The 14,236-nt window shown below is 68.1% G+C and carries 14 protein-coding genes; 7 read left to right on the top strand and 7 right to left on the bottom strand.

Features of this window, described 5'->3' with window-relative positions; genetic code table 11:
• The 3 genes from AC1D1A_RS17485 to AC1D1A_RS17475 all read left to right on the top strand — a co-directional run.
• Positions 1-976, top strand: a 976-nt coding sequence (locus tag AC1D1A_RS17485; RefSeq protein ID WP_476948304.1) for a vWA domain-containing protein, incomplete at its 5' end; no start/stop codon positions are given.
• Positions 966-1,748, top strand: coding sequence for an SRPBCC family protein (locus AC1D1A_RS17480; protein WP_476871523.1), 783 nt, complete (start codon positions 966-968; stop codon positions 1,746-1,748). The genes AC1D1A_RS17485 and AC1D1A_RS17480, both read left to right, overlap by 11 nt.
• A gap of 9 nt (positions 1,749-1,757) precedes the next feature.
• The gene (locus tag AC1D1A_RS17475) at positions 1,758-2,885 is read left to right on the top strand and encodes an XdhC family protein (protein ID WP_476871522.1); all 1,128 of its coding nucleotides are present in this window, start codon (positions 1,758-1,760) and stop codon (positions 2,883-2,885) included.
• A gap of 189 nt (positions 2,886-3,074) precedes the next feature.
• Here the strand turns inward: AC1D1A_RS17475 and AC1D1A_RS17470 are convergent, their stop codons facing one another.
• Together AC1D1A_RS17470 and AC1D1A_RS17465 are read right to left on the bottom strand one after the other, a co-directional pair.
• Positions 3,075-3,620: an NAD(P)H-dependent oxidoreductase gene (locus AC1D1A_RS17470; RefSeq protein WP_476871521.1), complete on the bottom strand. Its 546-nt coding sequence runs from the start codon at positions 3,618-3,620 to the stop codon at positions 3,075-3,077.
• Positions 3,617-4,486, bottom strand: a complete 870-nt coding sequence (locus AC1D1A_RS17465) for an SDR family NAD(P)-dependent oxidoreductase (protein ID WP_476871520.1) — start codon at positions 4,484-4,486, stop codon at positions 3,617-3,619. The genes AC1D1A_RS17470 and AC1D1A_RS17465 overlap by 4 nt, the downstream gene beginning before the upstream one ends.
• 210 nt (positions 4,487-4,696) lie before the next feature.
• On the opposite strand from AC1D1A_RS17465, the gene AC1D1A_RS17460 reads away from it, so the two are divergent.
• Positions 4,697-5,317, top strand: coding sequence for an L-threonylcarbamoyladenylate synthase (locus tag AC1D1A_RS17460; protein ID WP_079549522.1), 621 nt, complete (start codon positions 4,697-4,699; stop codon positions 5,315-5,317).
• A 121-nt stretch (positions 5,318-5,438) separates the two neighbouring features.
• Here AC1D1A_RS17460 and AC1D1A_RS17455 read toward each other — a convergent pair whose 3' ends face one another.
• The 3 genes from AC1D1A_RS17455 to AC1D1A_RS17445 all read right to left on the bottom strand — a co-directional run bounded on the left by AC1D1A_RS17455 (position 5,439) and on the right by AC1D1A_RS17445 (position 8,160).
• Complete coding sequence (locus AC1D1A_RS17455; protein ID WP_476855967.1) at positions 5,439-5,702, bottom strand: hypothetical protein; 264 nt, start codon at positions 5,700-5,702, stop codon at positions 5,439-5,441.
• 181 nt (positions 5,703-5,883) lie between these two features.
• The gene (locus AC1D1A_RS17450) at positions 5,884-6,822 is read right to left on the bottom strand and encodes an AfsR/SARP family transcriptional regulator (protein WP_476849580.1); all 939 of its coding nucleotides are present in this window, start codon (positions 6,820-6,822) and stop codon (positions 5,884-5,886) included.
• A gap of 354 nt (positions 6,823-7,176) precedes the next feature.
• Positions 7,177-8,160 (bottom strand): S1C family serine protease, encoded by a 984-nt coding sequence (locus tag AC1D1A_RS17445; protein ID WP_476871519.1) that lies wholly within the window; start codon positions 8,158-8,160, stop codon positions 7,177-7,179.
• 184 nt (positions 8,161-8,344) lie between these two features.
• Here AC1D1A_RS17445 and AC1D1A_RS17440 point away from each other — a divergent pair, with 184 nt between their 5' ends.
• The gene (locus AC1D1A_RS17440; protein WP_476871518.1) at positions 8,345-8,848 is read left to right on the top strand and encodes an HtaA domain-containing protein; all 504 of its coding nucleotides are present in this window, start codon (positions 8,345-8,347) and stop codon (positions 8,846-8,848) included.
• Positions 8,849-8,872: 24 nt separating this feature from the next.
• Here AC1D1A_RS17440 and AC1D1A_RS17435 read toward each other — a convergent pair whose 3' ends face one another.
• Positions 8,873-9,622 (bottom strand): ABC transporter permease, encoded by a 750-nt coding sequence (locus AC1D1A_RS17435; RefSeq protein WP_476855969.1) that lies wholly within the window; start codon positions 9,620-9,622, stop codon positions 8,873-8,875.
• Between the two features lie 166 nt (positions 9,623-9,788).
• On the opposite strand from AC1D1A_RS17435, the gene AC1D1A_RS17430 reads away from it, so the two are divergent.
• Positions 9,789-11,714: an alpha-amylase family protein gene (locus AC1D1A_RS17430; RefSeq protein WP_476948303.1), complete on the top strand. Its 1,926-nt coding sequence runs from the start codon at positions 9,789-9,791 to the stop codon at positions 11,712-11,714.
• A gap of 344 nt (positions 11,715-12,058) precedes the next feature.
• Positions 12,059-13,531 (top strand): sensor histidine kinase, encoded by a 1,473-nt coding sequence (locus AC1D1A_RS17425; protein ID WP_230008876.1) that lies wholly within the window; start codon positions 12,059-12,061, stop codon positions 13,529-13,531.
• Here AC1D1A_RS17425 and AC1D1A_RS17420 read toward each other — a convergent pair.
• Positions 13,479-14,189 carry a response regulator transcription factor gene (locus AC1D1A_RS17420; RefSeq protein WP_230008877.1) on the bottom strand — a complete coding sequence of 237 codons (711 nt, stop codon included), beginning with the start codon at positions 14,187-14,189 and terminating at the stop codon, positions 13,479-13,481. The genes AC1D1A_RS17425 and AC1D1A_RS17420 overlap by 53 nt on opposite strands.
• Between the last annotated feature and the right edge of the window lie 47 nt (positions 14,190-14,236).

The raw sequence follows: 14,236 nt of genomic DNA, 5'->3' as shown, positions 1-14,236 counted from the left end.
GCCCGCACCGGCGCTCCGGACCAGGCCCGCAGCGCCAGGGAGCCAGACGCCGGGCCCGGCCCCCGGCACGCCGCAGCGGCCGCGCCTGGCCTTCCCCGGCCGGGACGGCTCCGCGGAGGACGGCCGCACTGACCGGGAGGCCGTCCTTGCCATGGTTTCCGCAGACGAACACCTGCAGGTGACATCCTTCGCCGAGCTTTCCGCCGATGAAGTAGCGGCGGTCCGGCGGCTGGCGGCGGCGCTGCAGCTCGCGACGCCGCTGCGCCTGAGCCGCCGCACGCGCACGTCGGCCCACAGCACGGCGAGCCTGGATGTCCGGGCGACAGTGCGCGCTGCCCGCCGGTCCGGGACCGACGCCCCGCTGCTGCTCTATGCCCGCCGGCGCGAGCAGCGCCGCAAACTGGTGTTGCTCTGCGATGTTTCGGGATCGATGGAACCCTACTCCCGGGTCTTCGTATCCTTCCTGCAGGGCGCCGTGACCCGGGCCGGGGCGGAAGCCTTTGTCTTCTCCACCAGGCTGACCAGGCTGACACGGCAACTGGCCCTGCGTGATCCGGACCGGGCCCTGGCCCGCGCCGCTGTCTCCGCGCCGGACTGGGCCGGCGGAACCCGGATCGCCGAATGCCTCCGGCGCTTCGTCGACGAGCACGGCCGCCGCGGACTGGCGCGGGGCGCTGTGGTGGTGGTGTTTTCGGACGGCTGGGCCTACGAGGATCCGGAACAGGTCGCGGCGCAGATGGCGCGCCTGCGCCGGCTCGCCCACCGGATCATCTGGGTGAATCCGCGCAAGGCAGCCCCGCAGTACCGGCCCCTCGTGGGCGGCATGGCGGCGGCCCTGCCCTACTGCGACGCCTTCGTCAGCGGCCACAGCTACCGGGCCTTGGCGCAGGTGGCTGCCGCCATTCGCGGTGAGGGGCCGCCTTCACAGGACACGCACGAACGAGCGAGAGGCAAGGAACCAGCCCATGCACATTGACAGCACGTTCTCGGTGGTCGCACCAATAAGCCAGGTGTGGGACACGCTGATGGACTTTGAACGGGTGGCGGGTTGCCTTCCGGGGGCCAGGATCCTGAACAAGCTCTCGGACGACGCCTACCAAGTGGGCATGACGGTAAAGCTCGGCCCGGTCACGATGCAATACAAGGGCCTGCTGAACGTCATTGAACGAAACGCCCCGGAACATCGTGCGGTCCTTGGCGGCAAGGCCCAGGAGACCCGCGGACAAGGCACCGCCGAGGCCACCGTCACCCTGGTGCTGGCCGAGGACGGAGCGGCCACACGGGGTTCCGTCAGCGCAGACCTGGCGCTGTCCGGCAAGGCAGCGGCCATGGGCAAGGGGGTGATCGGCGGCGTCACGGAGCAGATGATGTCGCTCTTCGCGAAGAATCTGCAGGCCATGCTCACTGAGGCAGCACCCCCTGCGCAGGAAGCCCCTGCGGGACCGACCCCTGCGGCGGTCCCCGAACCCACCCCGGCTCCGGTCCCCGCGTCGGCGGCGGCCGCGCCGGAACCGGTCCCTGTGCCTGTCTCGGCGGCGGCGGCGCCGGAACCGGTCCCTGTGCCTGTCTCGGCGGCGGCCGCGCCGGACGGCAGCCTGGATGCGCTGAGCCTCGCCAAGGGAATCGCGGCGGAGCAATTGTCCAGCCCGGTGAAGGTCCTCGGCGTTATCGCCGTCGTGGCGTGCATCGCGTACTGGGCCGGCCGGCGTTCGGCGTTCCGGCTGCTCCGGCTGTGCGGCAGGCTCTGAGGAGCGCCGATGCGTGATGTCCTCGCGGCCATGTTGCCCGACTGGCGAAGCGGTGCCACGGCAGGCCTGGCCACCGTTGTGAGCACATTCAGATCTGCGCCCCGGCTCCCCGGGGCCGCCATGCTGGTGACGGCCGGCGGCGAGGCCGTGGGCTCCGTCTCCGGCGGCTGCGTCGAGGGCGCCGTCTACGAGCTCGCCACCCAGGTCAAGGACGACGGCGAGCCGGCCCTGGTGCGCTACGGGATCAGCGACGACGACGCCTATGCCGTGGGCCTGACCTGCGGTGGAATCATCGACATCTTCGTCGAACCTGTCTCCCGGCAACACTTTGCCGAACTCGACGCCGTCGCCCAGGACATCACCGCCGGGCGCCGCGTGGGCGTCGCCACGGTCATCGAACACCCGGATGCCGGCCGTGTGGGGCGGCACCTGGTTGTCAGGCCGGACGGTTGCGCGGGTGACCTGGGCTCGGACCGGACCAACCGCGCCGTCGGCGACGACACCCAGGGTCTTCTCGCCGCCGGCCGGACGGGCATCCTGAACTACGGCGTGGACGGCGAGCGGCTGGACACCGGCATGCGCGTCTTCTTTGCCAGCTATGCACCGCCGCCGCGCATGCTCGTCTTCGGCGCCATTGACTTCGCCGCGGCGCTGGCGCGGCTGGGCGCGTTCCTGGGCTACCGGGTGACCGTCTGCGATGCGCGGTCCGTCTTCGCGACGCCCGCGCGATTCCCTGACGCCGCCGAGGTGGTCAACGCGTGGCCACACCGGTACCTAAGCGAGCAGTTTGCCCAAGGGCTGCTGGATTCCAGGGCTGTGCTCTGCGTCCTGACCCACGACCCGAAGTTCGACATCCCCGTCCTTGAGGTGGCCCTGCGCGGCAGCCCCGTGGCCTTTATCGGCGCCATGGGATCCCGGCGCACGCACGAGGACAGGATGGCACGGCTTCGGCAGACGGGACTGACTGGGGCCGAGTTGTCCAGGCTTCACAGTCCTGTCGGCCTGGATCTGGGCGCCCGCACCCCGGAGGAAACGGCGGTGTCCATCGCGGCAGAGTTCATCGCCCAACAGTGGAGCGGCAGCGGGGAGCCGTTGCGGCAGCTGGGCGAACGGATCCACCACGACGAGCAGTTGTGACTGTGTGGCCATGACGGCGGACGAGGCCCTGCGCTGGACGCCGGCGGTGCTGCTGCTCGCGGCAACGGGCTACTCGGCCGGGCAAAGCCTACGAGGAGCCGGGCCGGCGGGTCTGCTTTCATGTTCGCTGCCCAGGCCGCCTGACCGCCGCTCCCCCAGTTGCTTCGGATCCGACGCACCGGATTCCGGCTACCGCGCGGCGACCGCCGCGGGAGCCAGCAGTTCGCGGTACCGGGCGGCGTGCCGGCCGAGTTCGTCGGCGTCCACCCGGGGTGCCGAATGCAGGATGAGTGGCCGGGCCATCTCCAGGCCGCACAAGTGCGCAGTCGCGTCGAGGGGGCGCAGGAGCTCCTCCATCGTGAAGCGGTTGTGTCCTGCCGGCGCGTAGGAGGATTCAGGGCCGCCGGTCGACAGCACCAGCTGGAGCCGCTTTCCGTGGAGGGCGTCGCCTCCGGCGCCGTACGCGAAGCCGTATGTGAGCACCTGGTCCATCCACTCCTTCAGGACCCCCGGGACGGAGTACCAGTGCCACGGGAACTGCCAGACGATGGTGTCGTGCCCGCGCAGCAACTCCTGTTCCCGGGCGGTGTCGAACCGCCGGTCCGGGTGGGCGGCGGAGAGGTCATGCACCGTCACGTGCTCCAGGTCCATGATGGCTGAGGTGAGGTGCGCGGTGATCCGCGAGCTTTCCAGGTCAGGGTGGGCAACAAGGACGAGTGTGCGCTGTGGGGTCATGGAAGGTTCGTGCTTCTTTCAGAGTCGGATTCGAGGCCGACCAGAGCCGAGCTGACCTGCCAGAGGCGGTCAATATCGGACTGGCTGTAGCTGCGTTTTGATGATTTCTTGGGAGTGCTGCTGGCAAAGTACTGGCCGGTGACGTTTTCGAGCTCCGGCGCCGAGGCAAGGTAGATGGAGGTCCGGGCGCCCTGCTCGGGGGTTTTCATCCACCGCTGAACCAGCGGTGTCAGGAACTCTTGCAGCCGGCCCGGATCTTCGGCTCCGAACGCCGTCGCCACGACTCCGGGGTGGAGCACATTTGCGGTGACGCGGGTGCCGGAGAGACGTGCGGCGAGTCCGTAAGTGAACAAGACGTTGGCCAGTTTCGACTGGTTGTACGCCCGCTGCCCCGAGTAGGACCGTTCGGCCAGCAGGTCCGCGAAGTCCATCCGGGCCATGGCCTGGGCGCCGGACGAGACCGTTACGATCCGCGCCGGTCCGCTCTCCTTCAACCGTTCAAGGAGCAGGTTGGTGAGCAGGAAAGGAGCAAGGTGGTTAAGGGCGAAGGTGTACTCAAGTCCATCCACGGTGACGCGGCGGGTGTTCCAGAATCCGCCCGCATTGTTGACCAGCACATCGAGGCGGTCCAAGGTATTCAGCACCTCCTCGGCCAGCCTGCGGACTTCCCGCTGGGAGGAGAGATCGGCGGTGAACACCTCGACGGGGGCCGACGCCACAGCGCGGATCTCCTCAGCTGCCCGAGATGCCCTGTCAGCGTTGCGGCCGGTGATGGCAACCCGCGCACCCAGGGCGGCCAGACCCAGAGCCGTGGCCTTGCCGATCCCGCCGGTGCCTCCGGTGATCAGAACTGTCTTTCCTGCCATTGACAGCATTCGGTTCTCGCTCTCGGTGTTCGTTGCCGCAAAGCTGCATGAGTGGGGTGTAGACAGGTTTGTCTACATCGGGAACGAAGGTATCAGACAGAACTGTCTGTGCACAAGCAGCGGCCGGCCCTGCTCCACCGCGGGGCGTTCGGGTCGGCTGACGGGCTCCGCAGTGGCCGTCCGGGCGGCCGCCGGGCGTATGCTCTTGGCATGGCGAGATACTTCGATGTGCACCCCGAGAACCCCCAGCACCGTTCGATCCTCCAGGCGGTGGACATCGTGCGCTCAGGCGGCCTGATCGCTTACCCCACGGATTCCTGCTATGCGCTGGGCGCTCAGCTGGGCAACCGGGAGGCCCTGGACCGGATCCGGACCATCCGGCAGTTGGACGGCAAGCATCATTTCACCCTCGTCTGCAAGGACTTCGCCCAGTTGGGCCAGTTCGTCCAGATCGACAACGATGTGTTCCGCAGCATCAAGGCCGTCACGCCCGGCAGCTATACCTTCATCCTGCCGGCGACCAGGGAGGTCCCGAAACGTCTGCTGCACCCGAAGAAAAAGACCGTTGGCGTGCGCATCCCGGACAACCACGTCGTGCAGGCGCTGCTCGCTGAGCTCGGCGAGCCGCTGCTGTCGAGCACTTTGCTGCTTCCCGATGAGGAAGAGCCACTCACTCAGGGGTGGGAGATCAAGGAACGCCTGGACCACGTGGTGGACGCCGTGATCGATTCCGGCGACTGTGGTGCCGAGCCAACCACGGTGATCGACTACTCCAGCGGCGTCGCGGAAATCGTCCGGCGCGGCATGGGTGATCCGTCGCGCTTCGAGTAACAGTCGCGCTTCGGTTAACAGACGACGCCGGCAACGGCATGGCGCCGGCCGGGCGCCGGGGCGGACCAGGCGGGGCGGACCAGGCGGGGCGGACCAGGCGGGGCGGACCAGGCGGGGCGGACTAGGCGGATTCCGCCGTGGCCGCCTGCCGGTTCCGCAGCCACCGGCGCACGAGGTCGATGGCGGCGACAAGCCCGGCCAGGGGCGAGAGCACCGCTGCGGCGTAGACGAACATCATCCACGTCAGGGTGGTCACCGGGCTTTGGCGGGTGCTCAGGAGGGACAGTCCGCCGAAGAGGCCCAGGACCCAGAACAGGATGACTCCGGACAGCACAGCGGCTGCGGGGAAGTACTCGTTCGTGACGACTTTCTTCAAGGTTTCCATGGGCCCTCCTCACACCTGGCGGTGGGACTGCCCGCCGGGGATATTCCCAGTATGGGGCCCGGCGCGGCGGAATTCCCCGAGAATCCCGGCCACGTGACGAAGCTAACGCCCGCGTCCGGTTGGCGGCCATCCCGGTCATCAATTGGGCGCCGCCGGTCCACCGGTGGCGGCCCCGCGGGGGTCAGACCGCGGCCCGGACGCGCTGGAGGAAGGAATCAAGCACCCGCCCGGCGTTCTCATGCATGCGCCGGGACTCGGCCGCCGGCAGCTGCCGGCTCTTGGGCCCGTTCAATCGCTCGCCCAGATAGAGCAGCGCCGCCAGTACCTCGGAGAGTTCGGAGTTGCTTTCCGCACGCTGCCGCAGGAGCCGCAGATGAGCTTCCTGGAGGGCCGGACCGGGGCTGCAGCCAAGGTCGCGGTCGAAGAGCCGCCGGCAGCGGTCATAGGCCGAGAGGCCCTCCGCCGGCAGGCCTGCCTGTTCATAGGCCGTCACCAGCACCGTCCAGGCCCGCTCGTTCAGGGGCTCCGCGCGAATGGCAGCCTGGACCAGGTTGACGGCATCGTCTGGTTTGTCCAGCAGAGCCGCCGTTTCTGCCGCGAGGATCTGCAGCGCCACCTTTTCGGCTGTATGACGTGCGCGCGCCTCTTCGGCCCAATCGGAGGCAAGTTCGAACCCGAGCAGCGGCTCCGCGGAAATCTCCAGGGCCTCGAGCATCAGGGGGTAGGCCTCCGCCGGAGGCAGCTCACCCGCGTCGCGGACCAGGTCACGGAACCGGAACAGATCGAGGTCCACGAGCGTAGGGTCCAGCACGTAGCCACTGTTGGCCGTGCGGAGCGGGCCGGTCTTAGTCTGCCCCGGCTGGATGGCACGGCGGATACCGCTGATATAGCTCTCGAGGGTCGCTACGGAGCCGTCACTGGCTCCTGCTCCCCAGAGAAGATCGATCAGGCGGGTCTTGGACACGGGCGTGCCAAGGTTCAGGAGAAGGATTTCCAGTATGTGCCGGGGCTTGCATCCGCCCATGTCGGCGGCGGTGAGCGCCACGCCGTCCCGGCGCACTTCGAATGATCCGAAGAGGCGGACCGAAATGGAAGGTGCTGTTTCCTTTGGGCTATCCACGATGTTCTCCGATTTCCCCAGGTAAAACGAACTCAATCGTCTATGGAGAGCCGGATCAACATTGAAACCAGGCCGTACTGAGGCTCTGTTCCCTCCGGCTTTCCAATGACACCGTGACACGCCCGGCGGGGCGCAACAAGGCATGCCGCTACCCGATCTTTCGCCCAAAGAAAGACGCGTACAGGGGTCAGTACCGCTGAGTAAGCGGGCGGAGCGGAGGGCAGGTGATTGCGGCGCCAACCAAGTAATTCCGCGGGCCGCCGCCATGCGGACCCAAGTAGTTTAGGCGGGCAAGGAATTGGCCCCCGGCGGCCAAATTCCAGCACGTTGAACCGCGGGTCCGGACCGGGTTCCCTACTGGTTATCGGTCATCTCGGCGGGCACAGCCACCAGTCGCAGGTCCGCGCCGTCCCGGAGCACGGCAAGGTCCAGCGGCTCCCCGATCGCTTCGGCGAACAGCAGTTTCTGCAGGCTCTCGGCGTTGGACACATACATGTGTCCAACCTTCAGGAGGATGTCGCCGGCCCGTAGCCCGGCCCGCTCGGCGGGGGAATCCGGAAGGACTTCGACCACGAGCAGGCCCTCCCTGCGGCCCGTCCGGACGACGGCGCTCGGCTGCAACTGGATGGGTGTGTTGACCAGGCCCAGGTAGGCCCGGCGGACGCGGCCGTCCTTGAGCAGCGAAGCGATGATCCGCCGGGACGTCGCGTTGATGGGAACGGCCAGGCCGAGCCCAACACCGGCCACGGCCGTATTGATGCCGACGATCCGCCCGCGGGCGTCTGCCAGCGCCCCGCCGGAGCTGCCGGGGTTGAGGGCCGCGTCGGTCTGGATGACGTCCTCGATCACGCGCCGGCTCCGTCCGGACCAGACCGGGATCGAACGGCCCAGCCCGCTGACCACCCCGGCGGTGACGGAGCCGGCAAGCCCGAGCGGATTGCCCACGGCAATGACCAGCTGGCCGACCCGAAGGGACTCGGCATCGCCGAGTTCAGCCGGTGCAGCGGTGGGTGCCCTGCCGTGGACCACGGCAAGATCGGAGAGCGGGTCGGCGCCCACCACGTCAACAGCCGTGCTGGTGCCGTCGGCGAAGACTGCGTGGCCGGACTGGGCGCCTCCCACTACGTGGGCGTTCGTCAGCAGATATCCGTCCGTGGTGAACAGCACGGCCGACCCCGCACCGACCCTCAACCTGCCGTTGCGCCCGTTGCCGGTCATCTCGAGCGCGGCGACGTGCTGGGTGACAGCCTCGGCCACGCGGATGACCGTTGCGGAATAGGAATCCAGCGGGTCTTCGGACACATCGGATCCGGATACCCTGCTGATTGACGCGGCCACGGTGCACCTCCTGCTGAACGGTACTCATCCAAGTCAACCACCGCCGTCCCGGGAGTAGTCCTGGCGGGCATACGCCGTCAGAGAAATACGCAGGATGAAGCGGCGGCGGTGCAACAGTTCAGCCCGGCGCGGATCCGCGGCTAGGCTCGGACGTAGATCCGCCCGACAGCCCAGGAGAACCTACGTGACACCAACGTCCGCCTCCCCCGCCCCGCTGCCCCTGCCGGGTCTGACCTGGGGCATCAAGCGCAGCTTTATGGATTACATTTCGGGACTCCCGGACGGTGCTGTTTCCGCGGCCGACGGCGCCACGGTCACTGCGTCCGGAGAGTTCTGTTTCGCTCCCGCCGGTTCCGAGTACGATCCCGCCAGTGGCACCGGGGTGCTGCGGTTCCGCGGCGATGTCCGCGTCGCCGGGCACCACGGAATGATGTTCGTCCGGCTGCTGGATCCATGGGTCGAGTTCGCGGCCGGGCACGGGGTCCTGTCCATCAGCACGGGCGACGGCGGCGGGACCGACCGCTCGGATGTCGGCACCCTGCGCACTGCCGCGCCCCGCAACATGGAAGGGTTTCTCGTCTGGGAGCGCGTCGAGGTCGCCATCTCCCAGGCCGGTTCGGAACTGTTCGACGGCCAGTACGCCGACGGCCAGGCGATGGACCCCCTCGTCATCCGGGTGCCGGCGTAGTCAGGACGGGCCACTGCGCGGAAGCTAGCGTGGAGGCACCGGACGCACCCTCACCGGCGCGATGATCCCGATCAGGGCCACGGCGGTCATGGAACCTGCCGCCATGATCGAGGCGAGGACGACGATCTGGAAGCGGCCCGCTTCCAACGGTGAAAGGCCGCCGAAGATCGCACCCACAAACGCCCCGGGCAGGGTGACAAGTCCCGTCGTCTTAGTCTGGTCGGTCGAAGGAATGAGGGCTGAATAGACGGCGCGCCGGGCCAGCTCCAACGTCGACTGACGCCGCGTCGCCCCCAAAGCCAGCCACGCTTCAACCTCATCCCAACGTTCATTCACCGACTCGGCAAAGTGCCGGCCGGCCAGGGTGGCGATGGTCATCGCATTGCCGATCACGATCCCCCCAATTGCCAGCGCGTAGCGGGGCGTCAGGGCTATCGCGCCCGTGCCGAAAACGATCGCCAGGGTCACCAGGATGCCGGCCGCCATCGAGCCGCCCACTACCGCCAGGCGGCCCCAACTCCACCCCAGGCGACGCGCGGCCGTCACTGCGGCCACCGAAAACATCACGAGAAGTGCGGCGCCGACCCAGACCGGACTGGTGATGACAGTGCCCAGTATGAGGCTGATGACAGCCAGTTGCACAGCCCCGCGCAGGATGGCCAGCGCCGGCGCCGTTCGGTGCGGGATCCGGAAAACCGCAAGCAACCCCACGGTGACCAGCATCAGGAGCCCGACGCCCAGCAGCGTGGGCAGGAGATCAGTCAGGGCGGTCATCACGCCAGCCTATAGACCTTCCCGGCAGCACCATGGGCGGCATCGGCTGTCGGCTGCCTTCCCCCGCCGGACACGGCTGCCGTGCTGGGCACCCGCGCGTCCGTCTGCAAGGATGTGAACGGTCGTCGCGCCGTCGGGGATTGAAACTGGTCAAAGGAGATGCTCCATGGTTGAACCCGCCCTCTTAGCAGACGGCGTCGACAGCGAGGCCCGCCGGCATGTGCTCCGGGCCTTAGCGGCGGGCACGGGCATCGGGTGGGACGGCGCGGACCGGGCCGTCTTCGAAGAGCGCTTCGACCGTCATTTCCCGGCCTTGTTCCGGCTGTTCCACGATCTCTACGGCGCACGGCCGGATTGGCTGGATCAGCTCACCGACCTTGTGATGCAGTCTGCCCGCTCGTGGGCAGAGAGGCCTGCCGCGCTCAAGGGCCTCGACGCCGAACGGGAACACAACAGCGGCTGGTTCCAGTCCAACACCATGCTCGGCGGCGTTTGCTACGTCGACAGATACGCCAGGGACCTCGAAGGCGTCCGCGCCCGGATCCCCTATTTCAAGGAACTGGGCCTGACCTATCTGCACCTGATGCCGCTGTTCCTGGCCCCCGAACCGCACTCCGACGGCGGCTACGCCGTTTCCAGTTACCGGGACGTCAATCCCGGGCTGGGCACCATGGAGCAGCTGCGCGACCTCGCCGCCGAGCTGCGGGAGAACGGTATCAGCCTCGTGGTCGACTTCATCTTCAACCACACCTCCGACGAGCACGAATGGGCCCGGAAGGCGGCCGCGGGCGAGCCGGCCTACAGCGACTACTACTGGATCTTCCCGGACAGGTCCATGCCGGACGCGTTCGAGCAAACTGTGCGCGAAATCTTCCCGGACGACCATCCCGGCTCATTTGTGGATTTGCCGGACGGACGGTGGGTCTGGACCACGTTCCACACCTTCCAGTGGGACCTGAACTACTCCAACCCGGACGTGTTCCGGGCCATGGCGGGCGAGATGCTGTTCCTGGCCAACCAAGGCGTGGACATTCTCCGGATGGACGCCGTCGCCTTCATTTGGAAGCAGCTCGGCACACCCTGTGAGAACCTTCCCGAAGCCCACACGCTGCTGCAGGCGTTCAACGCCGTGTGCCGGCTGGCGGCGCCGTCGCTGCTGTTCAAGTCCGAGGCGATCGTCCACCCCGACGAGGTGGCCCGCTACATTGACCCCGCCGAGTGCCAGCTCTCCTACAACCCCCTGCAGATGGCGCTGACCTGGGAGGCGCTGGCCACCCGCGACGTGTCCCTGCTCACCCAGGCCCTGGAGCGGCGCCACAATATTCCGGACGGCACGGCGTGGGTGAACTATGTCCGCAGCCATGACGACATCGGCTGGACGTTTGCGGATGAGGACGCTGCCGAGCTTGGCATCAATGCCTTCGAGCACCGGCGGTTCCTCAATTCCTTCTTCGTCAACCGTTTCCCTGGCAGCTTCGCCCGCGGCGTGCCTTTTCAGGACAACCCCCGCACCGGCGACTGCCGGATTTCCGGCACAACGGCGTCGCTCTGCGGGCTCGAGGGCGGAACCGCTGCGGCGGTGGACCGGATCCTGCTGGCCCACTCGGTGGCCTTCAGCACCGGGGGCATCCCGCTGCTGTATCTCGGTGACGAGGTCGGCCAGTTCAACGACTACGGGTACGCCGCCGAGGAAGGCCACGGAACGGACAGCCGCTGGGTGCACCGGCCGCACTACCCGGCCGCAGGGTACGCGCGGCGCGCGGAGCCGGAAACCCCCGCCGGGGCGGTCTTTGCCGGGCTGCGCCGGATGGTGTCCGTACGGTCCGCGACGCCGGAACTGGCCGGGACCCGGCTGGTCGGGTTCGCCACGAACAACCCGGGTGTCCTGGGGTACCAGCGTCCCGGAAATGGAACGCTGATCCTCGCCCTGGCCAACTTCAGCGACGACCCCGAGGAGGTAACGGCGTTGACGCTCTCCGGCTTCGCGGCCGGCGCCGTCGACGTCCTGACCGGCGCCCACGTGTGCCTCGACGCGGGACTGGTCCTGGACGCCCGGCAGTTCGTCTGGCTCCGGGTGACGCCCCGGCCTTGAGGCGCTGGCCCGCGGCTTATCGGCATGGAATATCGGTAGCGGCTGTGTCGGCGTCCGCTGCGCCGCTTCGCCCGGGTGCCGTGTCCGGCCGCACACTGGTTGAGGAGAGCGTGCGGCCGGAATCTGTGGACGAACGGCCCCGTGGCGGCCGGCGGCCGGTCTTATGCGGCCTATTTCCACTCTCCCCCATCCCGCTGAGAAGAGACTGAGAGCAGCCTCTCCCTGGGGACGTGCGCGCATGCAGGAGCGCTCCGGCCACCGCCGGGGGTGCCGGCCGGGCGGGCGGCGCCGGCAATGCGGCCGCGGTGGTTGTCCCGAACCGCGCATTGACGCATTCTTGGAGCATGGCACTGGGCAAACGGGCCCCCTCCGGCCCCGGCACGGGCGAGATTCGATGGGGCGTGCGGAAGCGCTCGACGGCGGTCGCCGTCGGCGTCGTAGCCGTGGCGCTGCTGCTCGGCGGCGTCGTCCTTCTGGTCCTGCTGCAGGCGTCCCTGGCGCGGTCGAGCGACGCCGCAGCCCAGCAGAAGGCCCTGGACGTGGTCGCCGAGATGGAGGACATGGACATCGAGGATGCCCGCGCCTACATCATTGACACCGCGCATGCGGGCCAGTTCGTCCAGGTGCTGGATGCCGAAGGGTATGTCCTGGCCAGCTCGGACCCCGAGGTCGCCAACGCCCCGCTCTCAGCCCAGCGGCCCAGCCCGGGCCACACCATGACCCAGGACGTCTCGAGCCTTCCGAGCATCGGGGACACCGACGACTACCACATCGTCACCGTGGGAGCACGGACCGGCACGTTGAGCTATACCGTGGTGGTGGCCCAGGCATCACAGATACAGGCGGACACCATTTCCACCGTTGCGTGGTTCATGCTGGGAGCCACGCCGCTGCTGCTCGGGACCGTGGCCGTGGCCGTATGGCTCCTGGTGGGGCGTTCCCTCCGCCAGGTTGAGCGGATCCGTGGCCAGGTGGCCCGGATCAAGGCCGAGCGGCTGGACGGGCGCGTCGACGTCCCGCCCACCAACGACGAAATCCACGCCCTGGCGCTGACCATGAACACCATGCTGGACCGGCTGCAGGCCTCGGACACCGAACAGCGCAGATTCGTCTCGGACGCCAGCCACGAGCTGCGCAGCCCGCTGGCCACGCTGAGGGCCGGGATCGAGATCGCGGCGGCGGACCCGACCGGGGCGATGTGGCTTCAGATGAAGGATGTCCTCTCCGAGGAGACGGCCCGCATGAGCTTCCTCGTGGAGGACCTGCTGACACTGGCCAAGGCCAACGACGGCGGCCTGCGCGTGGAGCAGAAGGACGTCGATCTTGACGACGTGCTGGACCAGGAGATCCGCCGGCTGCGGTCCACCAGCCGGAACCAGATCTCGGTGCAGCTCGTTCCGACCCGGATCCGCGGCGACGCCCGGCGGCTGGCGCAGGTCCTGCGGAATGTCCTGGACAACGCGGACCGCCACGCCCTGTCCCGGATCGCCGTGGACCTGCACACCGCCGGGGACCGGGTCATCCTCACTGTCGACAACGACGGCGACCCCATCCCGGAGGCGGACCGGGAACGGATCTTCGAACGGTTTGTCCGGCTCGATGGCAGCCGTTCCCGGGAAGGCGGCGGCAGCGGACTTGGCCTGGCCATCGCGGCTGGAATTGTGGCCGCCCATCATGGGAGCATCCGTCCGACGGACGGACCGGCGGGTCACTGCCGCTTTGAGATCACATTTCCCCTTCCGGAACCTGTGGAGCCGGCCGACGTCACTCCTCGGAACTCCCGGCGGCACGGGGTTCAGGGGTCGGGTCGGCGCTGAGCAGATAGCCCATGCCGCGCACCGTGGTCAGGCTGTGGATCCCGAACGGGACATCAATCTTGCGCCGAAGGTAGCCGATGTACACCTCCACCACATTGTTCGCGCCCTCGAAAGCCGGATCCCAGACGTTTTGCAGGATTTCCGCCTTTGAGACGATCTGGTCATGCCGGCGCATCAGATAATGCAGGAGCCCGTACTCCCTGGCCGTGAGGCTGATGAGGGTGTCGCCGCGGCGCACACTGTGGCTGACGGGGTCCAGGGACAGCGTGCCAAGTGTCATGATGACAGGCCTGGCGGGCGCTCCGCGCCGGATCAACGCCCTGATCCGGGCCACCAGCACCAGGAAGCTGAACGGCTTGGTGAGGTAGTCATCAGCGCCCAGGTCGAAGGCATCGGTCTGGTCGTATTCGCCGTCCTTGGCCGTGAGCATCAGCACCGGAGTCCACACCTTGCGTTGCCGCAGTTCCTTCAAGACGTCGTAGCCGTTCATCCGCGGCAGCATGAGGTCCAGCAGGATGGCATCGTACGCGTTCTCCAGCGCCGCCGCGAGTCCCCGCACGCCGTCGTGGGCGACGTCGACGACGAACCCCTCGTTCTTCAGCCCGCGGCGGACTGTTTCCGCCAGGGCATGCTCATCCTCCACCATCAGGATCCGCAATCCAGCCCCCTCTCTTTGGGCCAGTATGGCCCTTCCGGGGCCGGGCT

This window comes from Arthrobacter sp. P1_B9 (assembly GCF_056406495.1).
This window is presented reverse-complemented; position numbering and strand designations above follow the sequence as displayed.